Origin of the sequence: Aeromonas sp. S18(2024) (assembly GCF_041402525.1) — a bacterium.
GTDB lineage: Bacteria > Pseudomonadota > Gammaproteobacteria > Enterobacterales > Aeromonadaceae > Aeromonas > Aeromonas enteropelogenes.
Map to the genome: position 1 here is coordinate 108,120 of NZ_JBGLQV010000009.1, position 20,845 is coordinate 128,964.

Sequence of the window (20,845 nt, forward strand, 5' to 3'; positions counted from 1 at the left end):
AGGCTTCGGCCTCCTTTTTTATTGTCGGGGGCAATCCGAACACCCTGTACGTGAGCGAATTTTTATGCTGAGTTTTAAGTTATTTGCAGAGTGAAATGTGTAATGCTTCACATTTTGTCGCACTTTATACAAAGGCGGGCATAATGGCGTGCAAAAAGGGGATGTGGCTCAACATTAGTTGAATGCATTGGGCGTAAAGTCAACTTTGGTTGACTATGCTGGGCTGACCCGGATGGCGTATGCCATGGTCGCTGCCACCACCAGGGGACGAACGTTAATCCGCGTTCCGGCCAGGCAGGCCAAGAGATCACCTGACATCAGCAACCATACTCTTTATCAGGCTCGCCGCATGGCGGTGGCCACGAACAATCGAGATTGCCCCGCGGGCACCACGAAGATGAGACATACAGCAATGAACGCACAATGGACCGACTTTATTACCCTGCTCAAGCGTGAAGTGGTGCCGGCTCTGGGCTGCACCGAACCCATGTCGGTAGCACTGGCGGCGGCCAACTGCCGCAAGCTGCTGGGGCAGGTGCCGACCCGCGTCAACGTCTGGGTCAGCGGCAACCTGTTCAAGAACGGCATGGGGGTCGGGGTACCCGGCACCGGCATGATAGGCCTGCCTGTCGCGGCGGCCGTCGGCATCACGGGTGGCAATCCGGATGCCGGACTGGAGGTGCTCAAGGGTCTCACCACAGAGCAGGTCGAGGCGGCCAAGGGGCTGTTGCCGACCATCAAGGTGGATGTGAAGGATGTGCCTGATGTCCTCTACGCCGAGGTGCTGACGGAAGTGGACGGCCACAGTGCCCGGGTGGTGATCTGCACCGATCACACCCGCATCATCCTGATGGAGAAGGATGGCGAGGTGCTGATGGCGCAAGACAGCGCTCCGGGCGTGCAGATCCAGCCAGCCAAGGCCGACAAGCCCACTATGAGCCTGCGCGAGATAGTCGACTTTGCCCTGCAGGTGCCCCTTGCCGAGATCGACTTCATCCGCGAGGCGGCCTCGATGAACCAGGCCCTGGCGGACGAAGGGTTGCAAGGCTATGGCCTGCGCATTGGCAAGATCCTTACCGAGCAGGTGGAGCGCAAGCTGCTCTCCGACGATCTGATGACACTGGCCATGCGCCTCTCTTCCGCCGCCTCCGATGCGCGGATGGATGGCGCCATGCTGCCCGCCATGTCCAACTCGGGCTCCGGCAACCAGGGCATCGCCGCCACCATGCCGGTGGTTGCCGCCGCCCGCTTCCTCAATGCGAGCGACGAGCAGCTCACCCGCGCCCTGGTGATGAGCCATCTGGTGGCCATCTACATCAAGACCTATCAGAACAAGCTGTCTGCCCTGTGCGCCGCCAGCACCGCCGCCATGGGGTCGGGGGCTGCCATCACCTGGCTGCTGGGCGGTCAGTTCGAGCAGATCAGCCACTGCATCAACAACATGATTGGCGATGTCTCCGGCATCATCTGTGACGGCGCCGGCAGCGCCTGTTCCATGAAGGTTTCCACTTCCACCTCGGCGGCAGTGAAGTCGTCGCTGATGGCCATCAACAACCTGCGCGTTCCCCAGAGCGAGGGGATCGTCTCTGACGACGTGGATCAGACCATCGCCAACCTGGGGCAGCTCTCCAAACAGGGGATGCTGGACACGGATATCGAAATCATCAACATCATGCGCGCCAAGCAGAAGTCATAAGTTTGCGAACAAAGGGGGCAGCAAGACCCCCTTGTTCATGTCATGACGGTTACGCCGTCTGACCGCAAGGTTGCCAGGGCAGGCATGAGGCCTGCTCTCGTTTCTCGGGCACGGCCCGCTTTTTGGGGAGTCATCACATGACACTTAGCGTTATCGGCAATCTGGCCATTGCGGCCCTCTTGCTGCTCTTCCTCTACCGGTTGCAGCAAAAACACGTGAGCTTCACCCGCCGGGTCTTCGCGGGCCTGGGGCTCGGTATCCTGTTCGGGGCGGCCCTGCAACTGCTCTACGGCACGGGGTCGGGAGTGATTACCCAGACCATCGACTATCTGGATATCGTTGGCAGCGGCTATGTGAAGCTGCTGCAGATGATCATCATTCCGCTCATCATGGTCTCCATCATCAGCGCCATCCTCAAGCTCAATGGCGGCACCGCCCTTGGCAAGATCAGCGCCATGACCATAGGAGTGCTGATCTTCACCACCATGATCGCCGCCGGGGCGGGCATCCTGATGTCCAACCTGTTCGGTCTGACCGCCGAAGGGCTGACCGCCGGGGCCGCCGAGAGCGCCCGTGGTGCTGCGTTGCAGACCACCCTGGGCTCGGTTGAAAGCATGTCGTTTGCCAAGATGGTGCTGGAGTTTATCCCGGCCAACCCCTTCCTCGACATGACGGGGGCACGCAAGACCTCCACCATCGCCGTGGTGATCTTCTCCATCTTCATCGGCCTGTCGGCCACCGGCATCGCCCGCAAGAAACCGGAGATCTTCGAGAGTTTCAGCCACTTCATCGCCGTGGCTCACGCCATCGTGATGCGCATGGTGACCCTGGTACTGCGTCTGACCCCGTTTGGCGTGCTGGCCCTGATGACCAAGGTGGTGTCCGGCTCCAACTATGCCGACATCCTGAACCTGCTCAACTTCGTGCTCGCCTCCTACGGCGCCATCGCCATCATGTTCGCCGTGCACCTGCTGCTGGTGAGCCTGGTGGGGATCAACCCGATGCGCTACCTGAAGAAGATCACCCCGGTGCTGGCGTTTGCCTTCACCTCGCGCACCAGTGCGGGCTCCATCCCGATGAACGTGCAGACCCAGACCAAGTCGCTGGGTATTCCGGAGGGGATCGCCAACTTTGCCGCCTCTTTCGGTTCCACCATCGGTCAGAACGGCTGCGCCGGCATCTACCCGGCCATGCTGGCGGTGATGATAGCGCCGACCGTGGGGATTGACCCTTTGGATCCCGGTTTCATCATGACGCTCATCGCCATCATTACCGTCAGCTCCTTCGGGGTGGCGGGGATCGGCGGCGGCGCCACCTTCGCCGCGCTGATCGTGCTCTCCGCCCTGGATTTCCCGGTCGCGCTGGCGGGCTTGCTCATCTCCATCGAGCCGCTGATCGACATGGGCCGCACCGCCCTCAACGTCTCCGGCTCCATCACCGCCGGGACCATCACCAGTCGCGTGCTGGGGCAGACCGACATGGCGGTGTTCAATAGCGACCATGAAGTGAGCCTGGACGGCGAAGAGTCCACCATCTGATCCGCAGCGGGGAAGGGGAAGCCTTCCCGCCATCCATCACAGGGAGGGTTCGCCCTCCCTGCGTCATTGCGAGGAAATAGCATGAGAATCCTGATCATCGGTGGTGAAGCCGCCGGTATGAGCGCGGCGGCCAAGGCTCGCCGCCTGGCAAAGGATGCCGAAATCGTCGTCTACGAGGCCTCCGAGGTGATCTCCTTCGGCGCCTGCGGCCTGCCCTACTTCGTGGGGGACGAGTTCCAAGAGCCGGGCTACATGGCCGAATTCACTCCGGCGCAGTTCGCCGCCAAGGGGATTGAGGTCAAGACCGGCCACCGGGTGCTGAGCGTCGATGCTGCAACCCAGACCCTGCTGGTGGAGCACAAGGGCGACACCTTCAGCGATCGCTACGATCGCCTGATGATCGCCACCGGTGCTCGCGAGGTGATGCCTCCCATTCCCGGTCTGCAGCAGGCAGGGGTATTTGGCCTGCGCCGGATGGCCGACGGGCTGGCGCTCAAGGCCGCCGTGCAGGACAAGGCCAACACCCGTGCTCTGGTGATCGGATCCGGCTTTATCGGGCTGGAGGTGGTCGAGGCGCTGGTCCATCAGGGTAAAGAGGTGCGCCTTATCGAGCTGGCCGAGCGGGTTATCCCGGAGGCGTTTGATGAGGAGATCACCCAGCATATCGAAACCGAGTTGCGCGAGCAGGGGGTCTCCCTCCATCTCGGCGAGCGGGTAGAAGCCCTGCTGGGAGAGGGCCGGGTGACCGGTGTGCGCACCAGCCATGGCGAGTACGAGGCCGATATCGTGGTGGTCTGCACCGGGGTCAAGCCCAACACCGAGTTTCTGGCCGACACCGGCATCGCGCGTCTGGGTAATGGCGCCATCGAGGTGGATCGCCAGGGCCGCACCTCGCTGCCAAACGTCTGGGCCGCCGGTGACTGCGCCAGCGTCTGGCACAGCGTGAAACAGCAGCAGGTCTATGTGCCACTTGCCACCATCGCTAACAAGCTGGGCCGCATGGTAGGCGAGAACCTGGCGGGCGCCGAGCATGCTTTCCCGGGCACCCTGGGCTCGGCCGCGCTTCAGGTGCTGGGACTGGAGGCGGGGCGTACCGGTCTCTCCGAGAAAGAGGCGCAGCAGCTTGGCATCGACTATCGCACCGTGGTGATCAAGGACAAGTGCCACACCAACTACTGCCCGGGCCAGTCCGACATCCACGTCAAGCTGGTCTATGAAGCGGGCAGCAAGCGGCTGCTGGGTGGCCAGATCCTGGGTCGCAAGGGGGCTGTGCACCGCATTGACGCCCTGGCGGTCGCCATCACCATGGAAGTCACCACGGAGCAGCTTGGCATGCTCGACTTTGCCTACGCGCCGCCCTTCTCCCGCACCTGGGATGTGCTCAACGTGGCGGGCAATGTCGCCAAGTAAGGCTTTTCTTTCTGGCAGGAAGACTCCTGGTGACCATCACCCATAAAAAAACCGGAGCCACTGGCTCCGGTTTTTCATTGGAAGTTTGCTGCTCAGCTGCGGCCGAGACGATTCTTCGGATAGTTTTCCGCCAGCACTTCCCGGGCATGTTTGGCCAGGGTAGGCATGTTCAGGGTGTCGTAGGCCTTGACCATGATCTCCAGTGCCTTCTCGGTTTCGGCGGTGTCGGGGTAGGTCTCGACGACCTGCTTGGCCCGGTTGGCGGCGGCCACCAGGGCATCGCGCTTCACATAGTACTCGGCGACGCTCAGGTCGTAGCGGGCCAGACGGTTCTTCAGACCGACCATGCGGGCACGGGCATCGGCGGCGTACTGGCTATTGGGGTAGTTCTGCAGCAGGGTCTTGAAGTCCTGGAATGCCTGACGGGCATAGGCCGGGTCCTTGTCGTCCCGATCGATCCCGAACATGTCCTGGAAGAAGTTGTAATCCGCCGCCATGTTGGTCAGACCGCGCATATAGAAGACGTAATCGATGTTCTTGTGCGCCGGATTCAGACGGATGAAGCGGTCGATATTGGCGATCGCCTGGGCGGTGTCATCCTGCTTGTAGTAGGCATAGATGAGGTCGAGCTGCACCTGGTTGGAGTAGGCACCGAACGGATAGCGCGAGTCCAGCGCCTCCAGCAATTCGGTGGCCTGCACGTAGTTGCCCACGTCCAGTTTCAGCCGTGCTTTCTGGTACAGGGTCTCCGGCGGCTCGTCGGGTACCTTGGGTTTGGTGCTGGAACAGCCTGTGATCAAGGTAGCGACCAAGGCGAGCGACATCAGCAGGTGAGACTTCTTTCCCATCAACAACATCCGGTCCATTTCCACGAAATTGGCAAAGTATCCGTTATGCTTGGCTAAAAGAAAAGCTAGAATACCCGGATTATTTCGAATTAACACCCCCCCGCTCAAGAGACCTTACATGAGCCAGCATATTGAACTGACAGGCGAATTCCAGGATCACCAATTCGGGCAGCGACTCGATCAGGCCCTGGCTGAAATGTTTCCAGACTACTCCCGTACCCGTATCAAGGAGTGGATTTTACAGGACAGAGTGACCCTGGATGGTCAGGTTGCCAACACCCCGCGCGAGAAAATTCTGGCCGGGCAGAAGGTGCATGTGAATGTCGAACTGGCAGACGATACCCGCTTCGATGCGCAGGATATCGAGCTCAACATCGTCTATGAAGATGAACATATCCTTGTGATCGACAAGCCGGCCGGCCTGGTGGTTCACCCGGGGGCAGGCACGCCGGATGGCACCATCCTCAATGCCCTGCTGCACCGCTACCCCGACATCGCCGAGGTGCCCCGTGCCGGCATCGTCCACCGTCTGGATAAAGACACCACAGGCCTGATGGTAGTGGCCAAGACGGTACCGGCCCAGACCCACCTGGTGGAAGCGCTGCAGGCGCGCCAGATCACCCGTGAATACGAGGCGATCGCCATCGGTCACATGACCGCTGGTGGCACCGTCGATGCACCCATCGGCCGCCACCCGACCCAGCGTACCCACATGGCCGTGGTGCCCAATGGCCGCCCCTCCGTCACCCACTACCGGGTGCACGAGAAGTTCCGTGGCCACACCCGTCTGCGGCTGCGTCTGGAAACCGGTCGTACCCACCAGATCCGTGTGCACATGGCCCATATCAAGCACCCGCTGGTGGGCGATCCGGCCTACGGTGGTCGTCTGCGCCCGCTGCGTAACGCCACCCCGGAACTGACCCAGGCACTGCGCAACTTCCACCGTCAGGCCCTGCACGCCACCATGCTGCAGCTGGCCCACCCCATCACCGGTGAGGTGATGCAATGGCACTCTCCCACGCCCCAGGACATGGTGGAGTTGATGGAAGTGCTGCGCGCCGACACCCTGGCCAATCCGGACGAGCTTGTCTGGAAATGATGCAGAGGGCGGGGACGGGCTGACGCCGGTTGTCGCGCCGCCTCCTGCCGAAACGGGGCCCCTTGACTTGTAGCCAGGGGCCCCGTTTTTATATGAACGAATGCAAAAGGAGCCATAGATGAAATGGATTGAACCCGACTGGCCGGCACCGGCTCATGTCCGGGCCCTCTCGACCACCCGGGACGGGGGCGTAAGTGAAGGGGTCTTCGCCGCTCTCAACCTGGGGGCCCATGTTGGCGATGCAATGGCGCGGGTCGAGGCCAATCGGGCCCGCCTGCAACAGGAGGCCGGGATCCCCGGGCCACTGAACTGGCTCAACCAGGTGCATGGTATCGTCGTTCATCCGGTCAGCCATCAGTATGAGAGTGCGCCAGATGCTGACGCCGCCTGTGCCCATGAGGCGGGGCTGGCCTGTATCGTGATGACCGCCGACTGTCTGCCGGTGTTGTTCTGCGATCGGACCGGCACCCGGGTGGCCGCCGCCCATGCCGGTTGGCGCGGACTGCATGCTGGTGTGCTGGAGGCGAGCATCGCGGCCATGGGCCGCGAACCGGGTGAGATCCTAGCCTGGCTCGGCCCGGCCATCGGCCCGCAAGCCTTTGAAGTGGGTGGCGAGGTGCGCGAGGCCTTTATGGCGGAGCAGGCCGAGGCGGTGGCGGCCTTCGAACCCTCCGTCAACGAGGGAAAATGGCTGGCGGATATCTACCAACTGGCCCGACTTCGCCTCGCCCGCGCCGGTGTGACCGCCGTCTATGGCGGTGACTACTGCACCTTCAGCGATGGGGAGCAATTCTACTCCTACCGTCGTGACGGCCAGACCGGCCGCATGGCCTCGATTATCTGGCTCGCCGAGTAAAGCTTCAGCGGCTCCCTCCTCATGAGGGGGCCGGGATCCCGCCAATCCCTTGTTTGCAGAAAAAATAACCACTCCTGCCCCTTGAAATAGTCCGTACGGGCCTCATCTTTCATCTCAGAAAGTTATGTTGTTTGCCGCGCACGCGGCGTCTGTTTGAAGGGGGAGTGCAATGCGCCTCGATCGCCTGACCAGCAAATTCCAGATTGCTATTTCCGATGCCCAGTCTTTGGCACTGGGTCGTGACCACCAATTTATCGAACCCGTCCATCTGATGTCTGCCCTGGTCAACCAGGATGGCGGTTCCATTCGTCCGCTGCTGACCCTGACCGGGATGGATATCAATGCCCTGCGCTCGCGCCTGGGCGAAGAGCTCGATCGCCTGCCTCGCGTCAGTGGTGTGGAAGGGGACGTGCAACTGTCCAATGGCCTCGGCCGGCTGCTCAATGTCTGTGACAAGCTGGCCCAGCAGCGCAAGGATCAGTTCATCTCGTCCGAACTCTTTGTGCTGGCGGCCCTCGACGAGAAGGGGACCCTCGGCGAGCTGCTGCGTGCCCAGGGGCTGACCAAGGAGAAACTGGAAGCCGCCATCGACAAGGTGCGTGGTGGCAAGAAGGTAGACGACGCCAACGCCGAGGAGAACCGTCAGGCGCTGGAGAAATACACCATCGATCTCACCGAGCGGGCCGAGATCGGCAAGCTCGACCCGGTGATCGGCCGCGATGACGAAATTCGCCGCACCATTCAGGTGCTGCAACGCCGCACCAAGAACAACCCCGTGCTGATCGGTGCCCCCGGCGTCGGCAAGACCGCCATCGTCGAAGGGCTGGCCCAGCGCATAGTCAACGGCGAGGTGCCGGAGGGGCTTAAGAACAAACGGGTATTGTCGCTGGACATGGGAGCACTGGTGGCCGGTGCCAAGTATCGCGGCGAGTTCGAGGAGCGGCTCAAGGCTGTGCTGAACGATCTGGCCAAGGAGGAGGGCAACGTCATCCTCTTCATCGACGAGCTGCACACCATGGTCGGCGCCGGCAAGGGCGAGGGGGCCATGGACGCGGGCAACATGCTGAAACCTGCGCTGGCGCGGGGCGAACTGCACTGCGTCGGGGCCACCACCCTGGATGAGTATCGCCAGTTCATCGAGAAGGATGCCGCGCTGGAGCGCCGCTTCCAGAAAGTGCTGGTGGAGGAGCCGAGCGTGGAGGACACCATCGCCATCCTGCGCGGCCTGAAGGAGCGTTACGAGCTGCACCACCACGTGCAGATCACCGACCCCGCCATCGTGGCGGCGGCCCAGCTGTCGCACCGCTACATCGCGGATCGTCAGCTGCCGGACAAGGCCATTGACCTCATCGACGAGGCGGCTGCCAGCATCCGGCTGCAGATCGACTCCAAGCCCGAGTCTCTCGATCGCCTCGAGCGGCGCATCATCCAGCTGAAACTCGAACAGCAGGCGCTGATGAAGGAGGACGACGACGCCAGCCGTAAGCGGCTGGAGCTCATCAATCAGGAGATCGGCGAAAAGGATAGGGAATACAATGAGTTGGAAGAGGTGTGGAAGGCCGAGAAGGCCGCCCTCGCTGGCACCCAGCACATCAAGGCGGCGCTGGAGCAGGCCCGTCAGGATCTGGAGGTGGCACGTCGCGCCGGGGATCTGGGCCGCATGTCCGAGCTGCAGTACGGTCGCATCCCCGAGCTGGAGAAACAGCTCGATCTCGCCACCCAGGCGGAGATGCAGGAGACCAGCCTGCTGCGCAACCGGGTCACCGACGTGGAGATCGCAGACGTGCTGGCGCGCTGGACCGGCATTCCGGTCGCCCGCATGCTGGAAGGGGAGCGGGAGAAGTTGCTGCGGATGGAAGATCAGCTGCATAGCCGGGTGATCGGCCAGGAGGAGGCGGTGGACGCCGTCTCCAACGCCATCCGCCGCTCCCGCGCCGGGCTGTCTGACCCGAACCGTCCCATCGGCTCCTTCCTGTTCCTCGGCCCCACCGGGGTGGGCAAGACCGAGCTGTGCAAGGCGCTGGCCGAGTTCCTGTTCGATACCCAGGATGCCATGGTGCGGATCGACATGTCGGAGTTCATGGAGAAACACAGCGTGGCCCGTCTGGTAGGCGCGCCTCCGGGATACGTGGGTTACGAGGAGGGGGGTTATCTCACCGAGGCGGTGCGCCGTCGCCCCTATTCGGTGATCCTGCTGGATGAGGTGGAGAAGGCTCATCCGGATGTGTTCAACATCTTGCTGCAGGTGCTGGATGACGGTCGCCTGACCGATGGCCAGGGTCGCACCGTGGACTTCCGCAATACCGTGGTGATCATGACCTCGAACCTCGGCTCGGATCTTATCCAGGAGCACCACAGCGAGAAGGACTACGACGAGATGAAGGGCATGCTGATGGAGGTGCTGACCCGCAGCTTCCGTCCCGAGTTCATCAACCGGATCGACGAGACCGTGGTGTTCCACCCCCTCGGCGAGGAGCACATCAAGTCCATCGCTCGCATCCAGCTCAAGAGCCTGATGGGCCGCCTGGAGGCCCAGGGTTACGAGGTGGAGGTGACCGAGGAGCTGCTGACCAAGCTGGTTCACGCCGGGTTCGACCCCGTCTACGGGGCGCGTCCCCTCAAGCGGGCGATCCAGCACAAGGTGGAGAACCCGCTGGCCCAGGCGCTGCTCTCCGGCCGCATCGTTCCGGGCAAGAAGCTGGTGCTTGGAGCCGACAGCAACGGCCTGACCATGCGCCAGTAACCTCCCCTTTGTCCGTGTTTACAACGCCAGCCCTCGGGCTGGCGTTGTCATATCCATGAAATGGAAATAAAAAAACGGCAATCCGAGGATTGCCGGGAGGAATGTATTCAATGCGACCTGACGTGGGTTGAGCGGGTCGCAGGGGCTAGCCCCGGTTTCGCGGAGGACCATCGAGGATGGTCGCCCTGCTTACAGCCTGTCCGGACTGCGCTCTCTCATCCCGGATGACCACACACTTGTTGAACCTGAACCGTGTCCTGTTGTGCCGCAGCGCAAGGGGGCAAGTCAAATGACTTTGGCTTTACAGCATGCCCTGAACGGCGGCTTTCATCTCGGCCGGCCAGACACCAACTTGCACCTGACCGATATGTTCCTTTTGCAGCAACAACATGGCCAGACGGGATTGGCCGATACCGCCGCCGATAGTCTGCGGCATGCGCTCTGCCAGCAGTTCCTGATGCCAGTCATACTGCAGGCGATCCTCGTCGCCTGTGATGGCGAGCTGACGGCGCAGCGCCTCGGCGTCTACCCTGATCCCCATGGAAGAGATCTCGAAGCTGTCTTCCAGCACCGGGTTCCACACCAGGATGTCGCCGTTGAGACCCGCCAGGCCCAGCTCGCTGTGGCTGCTCCAGTCGTCGTAGTCCGGGGCGCGCACGTCGTGGCGCTCACCATGGGACAGTGCTCCGCCGATGCCGATCAGGAACACGGCCCCCAGCTCCTTGGCGATGGCCCGCTCGCGCCCCTTGGCATCGAGATCCGGGTAGCGGGTCAGCAACTCTTCGCTATGTAGGAACTGAATTTCGCTCGGCAGGAAGGGGGTCAGTTTGTGCTCGGCACAGACGGCGCGCTCGGTGGCCTTGATGGCGGCCCAGATACCGCGCACGGTTTCCTGCAGATAGGCCAGATCGCGGCGCTCGCTCGGCATCACCTTCTCCCAGTCCCACTGATCCACATAGACGGAGTGGATGGGGCTGAGTCTGTCTTCGTCCGGGCGCAGGGCCTTCATGTGGGTGTAGATCCCTTCGCCTGGCGCGAAACCGAAGCGACCCAGGGTCTGGCGCTTCCATTTGGCCAGGGAGTGCACCACCTCGTAGCTGTGCTCCGGCAGAGTCTTCACCTTGACCTGCACTGCATTCTCGCTGCCGGACAGGTTGTCCTGGGTACCGTCACCGACCCGGCTCAGGATGGGGGCTTGCACCTCCATCAGACCCAGCTGTTGGGCGAGTTGGCGAGAGAACATCTCCTTGACGAAGCTGATCTGCTGTTGGCTGCGAATGTAGTGCTGTTTCATGCTGAATTCCTGTTTCAAACCCCGTTGGATGTGGTGATTCTTCAACAGCCAGCAAGCTAAATTCAATATTCGATAATAAAAATAGGCTTTGCGTGTTTTTTTCTTCAAAATATGCCGGCTTTTAATGAAAGATCGTCAACGGGAGTAGAAAAAAGTGCCGGAAAATTATCGGATCGATAATCTCGATCAGGCCATCCTCACCGCATTGATGGACAATGCGCGAATCCCATACGCCGAATTGGCCAAGCAACTGGCGGTCAGCCCGGGCACCATCCATGTGCGGGTGGAGAAGATGAAGCAGGCGGGCATCATCGAGGGTACGCGGGTGCAGGTGAACCCCAAGAAGCTCGGCTATGACGTCTGTTGCTTTATCGGGATCAACCTCAAGAGCGCCAAGGATTACCCGTCGGCCCTGGCCAAGCTGCAGGCGCTGGACGAGGTGGTGGAGGCTTACTACACCACGGGCCACTACAGCATCTTCATGAAGGTGATGACCCGCTCCATCGACGAGTTGCAGACCGTGCTGATCCACAAGATCCAGACCATTGACGAGATCCAGTCCACCGAAACGCTCATTTCGCTGCAAAACCCCATTCTGCGGGACGTGAAGCCTTGAGTCGGGTTGCATGAGAGGGGCGTAGAGATCCCTCTCCCGCGCGAGACGCTGCTTTCGCTGTAGAGCCCGCTCCTGCGGGATGTGAAGCCCTGATGAAGCTGGTTGGCCGGGATCAGGGCTCGATATAGGGGATACCGTACTTGTTGTAGAGGGCCTTGAGGCGGCCATCCCGCTTCATGTGCAGCAGTTCGCTATCATAGGCGGCCATCTGGGCAGGAGTCTGTGCGTCGGCGCGGGCACGGGCCCAGGTATTGAAGTAGGGGCTACTCTTGAGCGGCCTTGGCAGGTAATCCACCAGATCGCCGAGTTTCTCCTCATGGATCTGGGCGAAGGCGGTGACCAGCGGCATGGGGACGACATCGATGCGATTGGCGATCAGCTTGCGCAGCTGCAACTGGTTCATGGTGACTTCCTGGAAGTGATAGCTTGGGTCTGCCATGGCTGCAGCCAGTTCGGGGGTGTAGGAGAAGTCTTTGGTGACGCCGATGCGCCAGGGTTTGAGGTCGGCCAGGGTTTCATAACGGATCGTCAGCAGATCGCTCTTGCGCACAAAAAAGTGCCAGCTGTGGCGCAGGTGTGCCTGCTGCGGATAGAGCAGATAGCTCTCCCGCTCAGGCTTGTAGGAGTGGGTCATCACCACATCGCAGACACCGCTCTCGGCATTGCGGGTGAGACGGGCACCGGAGTCGGTCAGTTCTATCTTGATCGGGAGCCCAAGCTTGCCAAAGATGGCGGTCACTATGTCGATATCGAGCCCCTGCGGTTGCCCGGCGGCATTCATGAACTTGAGCGGGGCTTCCAGAGTGCCGCAGATCACCAGCTCTCTGGCGTTGAGCCAGAGCGGGAAGAGTAGCCACAGCAGGGGGATCACGCGCACACTATGCCTCCTGACCCCTCAGGAAGATGATGTTGGGGGCCTGCTCCCAGTATATTGGTTTATAAGGTGTAAAGAGGTGATCCCGCATGGCAAACCCTGAAATCGAAAGCCAGCTCGATGGTGTCGACAAGCTGACGGTGCTGCTCTACCGCATCGGCCTGAGTGGTGCCGCCCTGTTGCTGCTCGGGCGCGGGGCGTCGCTGCTGAGTGGTATCGAGGTCATCGCTCCTGCTCGCTGGTTGAGTCTGCTGGCGCTGGCCAGTGCGCTGTGCAGTTTCTCCATCCATCTCTATGACAAGCGTATCCGTCTGATGCTGCAGGGGTTTGGCTGGGGCGCGCTGGCGTTCGCCGCGCTGGGGGCGCCGGATGTTCTGGTGTTGGGGGCAGCACTGGCCACCCTCTCAGGTTTGGCATTCAAGGAGCAGTTCTGCTTCGCCATCCCGGGGATCAGGTTGGTGCCCGTGTTGCTACCGCTGTTATGGTTGCTGGAGTGGGGCCGGCTGGAGTGGGCCGCTGCCCTGGCTGCGCTGGTCAGTGGGGCATTGTTAACCCTGCTGGCGCTGGCCAAGTGGCGAATGCCCCTGCACTTCGACATCGGTGACAAGGGGCGTTACCAGATTTAGAAGGGATGGTTGGCGCAGCCACTGGAGTTGCACCAACTTGCCGGCTGTCTTTAGGTCTGCTGGCAGACTTTGAGCTGCTGGTTGAGGGCCTGCATGACCTGGCGACGGCTGATGATGCCGATCACCTTGCCCTGCTGCAGCACGGGGTAGATCTTGGGTTTGGCTCCCGTCATCTGGCGTGCCAGCTCCAGTATGCTCTCGTCTGGGCCCACCGAAAGCGGTGCCCGGTTCATCATGTCTTCCACCCGGGTGCGGGTATCGCAGTGGTAGCTGCCGGTGAGCAGGCTGGGAATGCAGTCCTGCTCTGACAGAAAGCCGATCAGCTGCTTCTCGTCGTCCAGCACCGGCAGGCCGCTCAGGCCCGAGTGATGCAGGCGATCGAGCGCTTCGGCCAGGCTCAGTCCGGCGGTGAGCGAATGAGTCAGGCGGCTCATATGATGGTGAACTTTCAGCATGGTGGTGGCTCCCTTGGTGTGCATGGGGGCTACTATGGCGGAGCCGTGGGGCGGTGCGCCAATGGCTTGTACCGCAGGGATTGATAGGCGGCAGAAATGGCTGCTGAAGCGGTGGCATTGCCGGGGTATTCATGGAAGAGGAGATCTTATGAGGGCATTGGTAACGGGCTGTGGTCGGCGACTCGGCTTCTATCTGTGCGAACAACTGGTGGCGGCGGGATGGCGGGTGACCGGCAGTTATCGCAGCGAGCGGCCTGAACTGGCGCGGCTGCGCGAGCTCGGGGTCGAACTGGTGCGGGCGGACTTTGGCTGTGAGGAGGAGGTCAGCCGACTGATTGAGGTGCTGGCTACCCACCGCGATCTGGCACTGGTGATCCACAACGCCTCGGCCTTCGAACCCCAAGCGGCAGATCCTGCCGCACAGCTGGCCCAGTTCGAACAGTACTACCGGGTGCACATGGCGGCCCCCTTCCAGCTCAATCGGGCACTGGCCCCCCAGCTGGCGTGCAACGACAACGCCAGCATCATCCATATCACGGATATCTACATCCACGCCCCGCCCCCGCATTTTGCCAGCTATGTGGCCACCAAGGCGGGAGCCCATTCGCTCGCCATGAGTTTTGCCCGCGAACTGGCGCCGGCTGTGCGGGTCAATACCATAGAGCCCGGCCCCATCCTGTTTCTCGATGAGCATGACGAGGCATGGCGTCAGCAGGTGCTGGCCAGGACGCCGCTGGCCCGTGAAGGGGGGCTTGAGCCCATCTGGCAGGCGGTGCAACTACTGATGCAGAACAGTTACATGACGGGGGCCAGCATCAAGGTGGATGGGGGCCGTGCCCTGGCCACCCTGTGAGGCCAGCTGCAGGGTGACTGGGTGCAGGCCAATCTGCTGATTATGGCCGTGGCCCGCAGCCAGCGGGCTGCGTAGGGAGAGCGCCACCTTGGTGGCGTGCACCTCGCCGGTGCCATACCATTCGGCCAGCAGGGGGGCCAGGTAGCTATCGACCCTGGCCGTCGCAAAATCAGCGATCGGGCTGCTGGCCAGGATATCGATATCGAGCGGCCGGTCGTGCACCTTGCACAGGGGGTCATTGCGATCCCGTCCGTGGGCGACTTCCAGGGTGACAAACCACTGCTTGAGTTCTGTGGTTTCCAGCCGGCTTTCAATGACAAACAGGCAGTTGAGAAAATCGTGGCGGGAGTGCATGCCCACCGGTTTGGTCCGGATCACCGAGCTTAGCTGTAGCCAGCCAAACTGGGTGATCAGCTCGTCCAGCGCCTGGCCGACATGGCGCTGGGGCTCGAGATTGGATCCTATGCTGCACAGATAGAACATGCTCACCTTCCCTGGGTTGGGCTCATCTGAAATGTATACGCAGTTCACGGTTATCGTATTAACTATGACGTAACATGGATTTATCTATTGTGATCCGGCACTGATTGGCAGAAGGAGACTTGCATGAGTGTGGAACTGAAATGGGCACTGCTGACGGCTGCAGGCGCGCTGGCGATGATCCTGGTTATCTGTGTGGCCTCCGTCGGTCTGGCGTGAATCACGCTCTCGTTCGTAGCATCAACCGGCCTTTGGGCCGGTTTTGTTTTTTGGGCTGTGCGGCTATGCTGGCGCACCGGTGAAAATGAAGAGAAGAGATGATGGCCAAGGTTCGCCCGCGTTCCCTGCTGCAGGTGGTGTTGATGGGATTCGTGCTGGTACTGATGCCGCTTGGCGGCATGATCTGGCATAACAGCAATGCCCTTTCCCACCTCAGCAAGCTGACCAGCGACGAGATGGAGCGAGCGGTCAAGGATACCCGCCGTGCCACCTTGCTGACGGCGCAGGCCATCGACATCGAGCGAACCCTGCGTCGTTATGTGGTGCTGGGGGATATCAGGAGCCTGGCCAGCTACCGCCAGCAGCTGTCGAGTTACCGCCAGCTGCTAGCGGAGCATCGCCACTCCATCGCCGACAGCGATGTCTACGGCGGGCTTGAACAGGCGATCGAGTGGCTCGATAGCCTGCAGGATATGACTCAGGCCAGGGCGGCGGTGGAGAACGACAAGCTCGTCCATTTCAATCAGCTCGGCCAGCAGCTCGAACAGGTTACCCGCAACCGGGTTGATGAAAGGATGGATCGGGTCCGCCTTACCATCGCCGGACTGACCCGCGAGATCTGGTGGGTGAGTGGTGTGGTGGCCGTGCTCAGCCTGCTGCTGGTGCTGATCTTCACCTACCTTATTATTCACCCGGTGCGACAGATTGAGTCGCGCATTCTGAGCCTGGGGGCCGGTGTCGAACCGGATGCTGAGCCGGTGGATGGGCCGGCCGAACTGGTCTTGCTGGGAGAGCGGATCGTCTGGTTGCACGGCAAGCTCAAGGAGCTGGAACAGCAGAAGTACCAATTCCTGCGTCATGTCTCCCACGAGCTCAAGACACCGCTGGCGGTGCTGCGGGAAGGATCGGATCTGCTCTGCGAACAGGTGGTTGGGCCGCTCACGCCGGATCAGTTGGAGATCTGCCAGATGCTGGACGAGAACAGCCGCCGCCTGCAGACCCTGATCGAGCGGCTGCTCGACTTCAACCGCCTCAGCCAGCAGGAGGTGTTCGAGCTGGAGCCGGTGCCGCTCAACCCCATTCTCGACAAGCTGGTCGCCGAATACCGGCTGGCATTGGAGTCCAAGCAGATCCGTGTACACTTGCCGACCGAGCCGGTGAGCCTGCTGGCCGAGCCCTATCGGCTGCAGTTGATCCTCGATAATCTGTTTTCCAATGCCGTCAGTTATGGTGCCAGTGGCGGCAATATCTGGATCCGCGCCGGCGAGGAGGCGCAGGGACACTGGTTGGTGGTCGCCAATGAGGGACCCGAGATCCCCGAGGCCGATCAGCAACGGATTTTTGAACCCTTTGAGCAGGGCAGCACGGTACGGCAAGGCATTCTGAAAGGCTCTGGCATGGGCCTTTCCATTGCCCGCGAGTCTGCCCACAGCTTGGGAGGGTCGTTGGTTCTGGTGAAAGATGAACAGGCTGATGTCTGTTTCAGGTTGACGTTGAAATGAGGACTATGAAGATACAACGCGTATTGCCAGCCCTGATCGCAGGGTTGATAGCGGGTTGCTCCTTGCTGCCACAACATGAACAGCGGGAGTCCTCCGATATCGCTTTTGCCAAGCGGATGGAGTTTGCCAACAAGGAGATGCAGGTGCGCCTGCAATACTCCGACTGGTTGCTGGCCAGCCATCCCCAGCAACGGGTCCAGGAGCGTCAGCGGCTCAAGGGGGCCGATGATCTGGAGAGCCGGGTCAGTCTGGCCATGGTGGACTCCCACCCGGCCGAGTCGGTGGCCAATCGCCGCGCCGGTCTGGCCAGACTCAAGCAGATGCTGCCCGAACTCGGTCTCGATACCCAGGCGTTTCTGCGCAGCTGGATTGCCCTCGGCGAGGCGGTATTGGAACGGGATAGCCGGCGTGACGACCAGAGCCAGGAGATCCAGCGGCTGCGCCGCCAGATAGAGCAGCTTTCCGCTATCGACGACCAGCTCAACCAGCGCAAGCTCAACGAACATCGCGAGGTCCTGCCATGAGCCGGATCCTGCTGGTGGATGACGACGTCAGCCTGCTCAAGCTGATGAGCATGCGCCTGCGCAGTCAGGGGTATGAGGTGGATACCGCCGACAGCGCGGAAGGGGCCCTCGACCGGTTGCGCCAGCAACGGGCTGACCTGGTGCTGAGCGATCTGCGGATGGCGGGCATGGACGGTCTGGCCCTGTTCGAGCGGATCCAGACCCAGTGGCTGGGGCTGCCGGTCATCATCATGACTGCCCACGGCACCATCCCGGATGCGATCCAGGCGACCCGTTCTGGGGTGTTCAGTTTTCTCACCAAGCCCGTCGACAAGGACGAGCTGTTTGCCACCATAGAGCATGCCCTGAGCCTGACTCGTCCCAAGCAGCAACAGGAGTGGCAATCGCTGATCCTGACCCGCAATCCCCAGCTGGAACAGGTGCTGATCCAGGCTCACAGCATGGCGACCATGGAGGTGCCTGTGCTGATCATGGGGCCGTCCGGTTCAGGCAAGGGGGTGATGGCCCAGGCGCTGCATCAGGCGAGCCATCGCAGTGACAAGCCGCTCTATACCATCAATTGCGCCGCCATCCCCTGGGCTTCGCTGGATCTGCAACTGTTCGGTGAAGACGGTCACTCCGGCCTGTTCGAGCAGGCCAGGGGGGCGACCCTGTTTCTCGACGAAATCGGCGGGTTGTCGGAGTCGCTGCAGGCCAAGTTGCTGCAGGTGATGGAAGAGTACGGTCAGGGAACCCCCGAGGTGCGGGTGCTCAGCTCCAGCCATCAGGATCTGGTGAAGGCGATGGAGGAGGGACGCTTTCGTGAGGATCTCTTCTATCGCCTCAACGTGGCCAACATCACGCTGCCGTCGCTCAGCGCCCGCAGTGAGGACATTCCCCTGCTGGCTCGCCAGGCGCTCGATGAGTATCGCAGCCGCCACGAAGAGTGCGCCGTCATGGGCTTTTCGCCGGAGGCGCTGGCCATGCTGGCCGCTGCCGCCTGGCCCGGCAACGTGCGCCAGCTCTGCAACGTGGTGGAACAACTCGCCAGCCTCTGCTGCAGCCCGGTGATCGGCGCCGCCATGGTGGAGTCGGCCCTGAGTAGCGGTGGGGGCGGCATTCCCTCGTTCAACGAGGCGCGTGCCGAGTTCGAGAAGGAGTATCTGATCCGCTTGCTGCGCACCACCGAGGGTAACGTGACCCTGGCGGCCAACATGGCGGGCCGAAATCGAACCGACTTCTACAAGTTATTGAACCGCCACGGTATCGAGGCGGCCAACTTCAAGTCGAAGGGGTGACGGGGAAGAGACGGGAAAGCGGGCCTGGCAGCAGGCCCGTTTGTTTATCCGGAAAGCCGGCCCGGATCGGGGGAAGGGCTCAGGCCGGATCGGCCACGCCGGCGTCGGTCTGGGTCTTGCGGGAGAGCCAGAGACCGCTTGCCTTCATCAGATAGCCGAACAGGGCACCTATCACCAGAGAGGGCAGCACCAGCCGCCACTCACCAGCCGCGCCGAAGGTGGCACAGCAACCGGCAAAGGTGCCGGGAATATAGCCGAGCCACTGTTGCCTGGCCTGCACGCACATCAGGGTGGCCACCACGCCGGTCATCACATACCCCGCCACGCCGGCACCCCACCAGGCTTCGCCATTGAGCAGCAAGAGCGCCCACAGCATGCCGCTGGCATTGCACAGCAGGGTCTGCAGCAGCGCCTTGTAGCCGCCGCTGGAGGCAAAGTAGCTGGTACAGCCGAGGAAACCGACCCAGGAAAGCAGGCCGAACGCGACGGCAATCCAGCCCCAGAGGGCGGAGAGAATACCTGTGGTGATGGCGATGGCGATCAGTGGGCTCATGGCGCGATCCTGCTGTGGATTTCGAAGAAAAAGCAGCCTACGCCTGACTGGCGGGGCGGCAAGCGGGGGGCGAATTGTGTGTGATCTGCATCACTCTTTGCAACTCGGGAATACGCTTGCGCTCGCGAAAAAAATTCACTGGCGACCGGTCTGGCCCTGTTCCATAGTTAGGGGCCCTGTCCTGCTCATGGAGTGAGTCTGATGGTGCCAAATGTGCTCGTGCCCCTGCTGGTGTGCGTACTTCTGTTTCTGGTCGGAACCATGGCCAAGGCGCTGCCCCTGCACCCCCTCATGTAAATTTGTGTGAAATAAAAATCTGCCGGGGCGGGTCTTATCTGTGTCGCCTCTATTCGCCCCGGGAGTTTTTCATGCTGATCAAACGCTCTGCTTCACATCACCTCACCGAACGGGATGTTACCCCGGAAGCCGTCTATCAGGATCGCCGCCTGATCCTCAAGGGATTGGGCCTGGGGGCCGCGACCCTGGCATTTCCGACCCGGGCGGGTGTACTCGATCTGTTTGGTGCCGACAAGGCATCCCCTGCGCCTGCAACCAAGGGGCTCAACAGTCCGCAGGCCGCGAGACCGGCTGGAATGGTGCTGACGCCGGAAGAGAAAGCCATCAGTTACAACAACTTCTACGAGTTGGGGACCGACAAGGGGGATCCGGCCCGCAATGGCCACAGCCTCAAACCCGAGCCCTGGACTCTGAAGGTGGAGGGGGAGGTGGCCAAGCCCTTCACCCTGGATGTGTGGGATCTCATCAACAATACCGAGCTGGAGGAGCGCATCTACCGGCTGCGCTGTGTCGAGGCCTGGTCCATGGTGCTGCCCTGGAACGGCATCTCGCTGGCGGATCTCATCCGCCGGGCCGAGCCGACCAGCCGTGCCAAGTTCGTGGCATTCGAGACCCTGTTTGACCCGAAACAGCTGCCGGGTCAGGCCTCCCGCAGCCTGGGGGGCGGCATCGATTATCCCTATGTGGAGGGACTGCGCATCGACGAGGCGATGCACCCGCTCTCCTTCCTGGCGATGGGGCTCTATGGCAAGACGCTGCCGGCCCAGAACGGGGCACCGATCCGGCTGGTGGTGCCCTGGAAGTACGGCTTCAAGAGCATCAAGAGCATCGTCTCCATCCGGTTGGTGGAGGAGATGCCTCCCACCACCTGGAACCTGCTGGCCCCCAACGAATATGGCTTCTACGCCAACGTCAATCCAGAGGTGGATCACCCGCGCTGGAGCCAGGCCAGCGAGCGCTTCATCGGCGAAGGAGGGCTGTTCGGTGCCAAGCGCCAGCCGACCCTGATGTTCAACGGCTATGCCGATGAGGTGGCCTCGCTCTATCAGGGCATGGATCTGCGCAAGTGGTATTGAGACAAGCTG

20 protein-coding genes are annotated in these 20,845 nt (G+C 61.6%); 14 read left to right on the forward strand and 6 right to left on the reverse strand.

The genetic code is table 11. The features are described 5' to 3' along the window. Window positions 1–397: 397 nt before the first annotated feature. From ACB034_RS15490 to ACB034_RS15500, 3 genes are all read left to right on the forward strand, one after another. Complete coding sequence (locus ACB034_RS15490; RefSeq protein WP_371173195.1) at window positions 398–1,696, forward strand: serine dehydratase subunit alpha family protein; 1,299 nt, start codon at window positions 398–400, stop codon at window positions 1,694–1,696. Window positions 1,697–1,833: 137 nt separating this feature from the next. Then, window positions 1,834–3,234: an L-cystine transporter gene (locus tag ACB034_RS15495; protein ID WP_026455966.1), complete on the forward strand. Its 1,401-nt coding sequence runs from the start codon at window positions 1,834–1,836 to the stop codon at window positions 3,232–3,234. Window positions 3,235–3,315: 81 nt separating this feature from the next. Continuing rightward, a complete protein-coding gene (locus ACB034_RS15500) occupies window positions 3,316–4,644 on the forward strand; it encodes a CoA-disulfide reductase (RefSeq protein WP_342013664.1) in 1,329 nt (442 codons plus the stop codon). A 92-nt stretch (window positions 4,645–4,736) separates the two neighbouring features. On the opposite strand, the gene ACB034_RS15505 is transcribed toward ACB034_RS15500, so the two are convergent. After that, entirely contained in the window at window positions 4,737–5,492 is a 756-nt protein-coding gene (locus tag ACB034_RS15505) for an outer membrane protein assembly factor BamD (RefSeq protein WP_042025307.1), read from the reverse strand. 118 nt (window positions 5,493–5,610) lie between these two features. Between ACB034_RS15505 and rluD the strand changes: the two genes are divergently transcribed. The 3 genes from rluD (at window position 5,611) to clpB (ending at window position 10,190) form a co-directional block, all read left to right on the forward strand. Continuing rightward, on the forward strand, window positions 5,611–6,591 hold the full coding sequence (gene rluD, locus ACB034_RS15510) for a 23S rRNA pseudouridine(1911/1915/1917) synthase RluD (RefSeq protein WP_371173196.1): 981 nt from the start codon (window positions 5,611–5,613) through the stop codon (window positions 6,589–6,591). Window positions 6,592–6,709: 118 nt separating this feature from the next. Further along, a complete protein-coding gene (gene pgeF, locus ACB034_RS15515; protein ID WP_371173197.1) occupies window positions 6,710–7,447 on the forward strand; it encodes a peptidoglycan editing factor PgeF in 738 nt (245 codons plus the stop codon). Between the two features lie 169 nt (window positions 7,448–7,616). Then, window positions 7,617–10,190, forward strand: a complete 2,574-nt coding sequence (gene clpB / locus ACB034_RS15520; RefSeq protein WP_026457211.1) for an ATP-dependent chaperone ClpB — start codon at window positions 7,617–7,619, stop codon at window positions 10,188–10,190. Window positions 10,191–10,491: 301 nt separating this feature from the next. Here the strand turns inward: clpB and asnA are convergent, their stop codons facing one another. Further along, window positions 10,492–11,484 carry an aspartate--ammonia ligase gene (gene asnA / locus ACB034_RS15525; RefSeq protein WP_371173198.1) on the reverse strand — a complete coding sequence of 331 codons (993 nt, stop codon included), beginning with the start codon at window positions 11,482–11,484 and terminating at the stop codon, window positions 10,492–10,494. Between the two features lie 154 nt (window positions 11,485–11,638). Between asnA and asnC the strand changes: the two genes are divergently transcribed. After that, window positions 11,639–12,100 (forward strand): transcriptional regulator AsnC, encoded by a 462-nt coding sequence (asnC, locus tag ACB034_RS15530; protein WP_223379716.1) that lies wholly within the window; start codon window positions 11,639–11,641, stop codon window positions 12,098–12,100. A 112-nt stretch (window positions 12,101–12,212) separates the two neighbouring features. Here asnC and ACB034_RS15535 read toward each other — a convergent pair whose 3' ends face one another. Next, the gene (locus tag ACB034_RS15535; protein ID WP_342013662.1) at window positions 12,213–12,977 is read right to left on the reverse strand and encodes a transporter substrate-binding domain-containing protein; all 765 of its coding nucleotides are present in this window, start codon (window positions 12,975–12,977) and stop codon (window positions 12,213–12,215) included. Between the two features lie 86 nt (window positions 12,978–13,063). On the opposite strand from ACB034_RS15535, the gene ACB034_RS15540 reads away from it, so the two are divergent. Then, entirely contained in the window at window positions 13,064–13,600 is a 537-nt protein-coding gene (locus ACB034_RS15540; protein WP_371173199.1) for a DUF2301 domain-containing membrane protein, read from the forward strand. A 50-nt stretch (window positions 13,601–13,650) separates the two neighbouring features. Here the strand turns inward: ACB034_RS15540 and ACB034_RS15545 are convergent, their stop codons facing one another. After that, a complete protein-coding gene (locus ACB034_RS15545) occupies window positions 13,651–14,055 on the reverse strand; it encodes a CBS domain-containing protein (RefSeq protein ID WP_224210822.1) in 405 nt (134 codons plus the stop codon). Between the two features lie 148 nt (window positions 14,056–14,203). On the opposite strand from ACB034_RS15545, the gene ACB034_RS15550 reads away from it, so the two are divergent. Beyond that, window positions 14,204–14,908 carry an SDR family oxidoreductase gene (locus tag ACB034_RS15550; RefSeq protein WP_371173200.1) on the forward strand — a complete coding sequence of 235 codons (705 nt, stop codon included), beginning with the start codon at window positions 14,204–14,206 and terminating at the stop codon, window positions 14,906–14,908. Here the strand turns inward: ACB034_RS15550 and ACB034_RS15555 are convergent. After that, window positions 14,834–15,391: a 2-amino-4-hydroxy-6-hydroxymethyldihydropteridine diphosphokinase gene (locus ACB034_RS15555; protein ID WP_371173201.1), complete on the reverse strand. Its 558-nt coding sequence runs from the start codon at window positions 15,389–15,391 to the stop codon at window positions 14,834–14,836. The two genes, ACB034_RS15550 and ACB034_RS15555, sit on opposite strands and share 75 nt — an antisense overlap. Before the next feature lie 123 nt (window positions 15,392–15,514). On the opposite strand from ACB034_RS15555, the gene ACB034_RS15560 reads away from it, so the two are divergent. From ACB034_RS15560 to ACB034_RS15575, 4 genes are all read left to right on the forward strand, one after another. Next, the gene (locus ACB034_RS15560; protein WP_124239460.1) at window positions 15,515–15,607 is read left to right on the forward strand and encodes a YnhF family membrane protein; all 93 of its coding nucleotides are present in this window, start codon (window positions 15,515–15,517) and stop codon (window positions 15,605–15,607) included. 101 nt (window positions 15,608–15,708) lie between these two features. After that, window positions 15,709–17,109 carry an ATP-binding protein gene (locus ACB034_RS15565; RefSeq protein WP_371173218.1) on the forward strand — a complete coding sequence of 467 codons (1,401 nt, stop codon included), beginning with the start codon at window positions 15,709–15,711 and terminating at the stop codon, window positions 17,107–17,109. Window positions 17,110–17,114: 5 nt separating this feature from the next. Then, window positions 17,115–17,633, forward strand: a complete 519-nt coding sequence (locus ACB034_RS15570; RefSeq protein ID WP_026456990.1) for a hypothetical protein — start codon at window positions 17,115–17,117, stop codon at window positions 17,631–17,633. After that, a complete protein-coding gene (locus tag ACB034_RS15575; RefSeq protein ID WP_026456989.1) occupies window positions 17,630–18,910 on the forward strand; it encodes a sigma 54-interacting transcriptional regulator in 1,281 nt (426 codons plus the stop codon). The genes ACB034_RS15570 and ACB034_RS15575 overlap by 4 nt, the downstream gene beginning before the upstream one ends. Window positions 18,911–18,989: 79 nt before the next feature. Here ACB034_RS15575 and ACB034_RS15580 read toward each other — a convergent pair whose 3' ends face one another. Beyond that, a complete protein-coding gene (locus ACB034_RS15580) occupies window positions 18,990–19,463 on the reverse strand; it encodes a DUF1097 domain-containing protein (RefSeq protein WP_042072502.1) in 474 nt (157 codons plus the stop codon). 368 nt (window positions 19,464–19,831) lie between these two features. On the opposite strand from ACB034_RS15580, the gene msrP reads away from it, so the two are divergent. After that, window positions 19,832–20,836, forward strand: a complete 1,005-nt coding sequence (gene msrP, locus ACB034_RS15585; protein WP_371173202.1) for a protein-methionine-sulfoxide reductase catalytic subunit MsrP — start codon at window positions 19,832–19,834, stop codon at window positions 20,834–20,836. Window positions 20,837–20,845 lie beyond the last annotated feature (9 nt).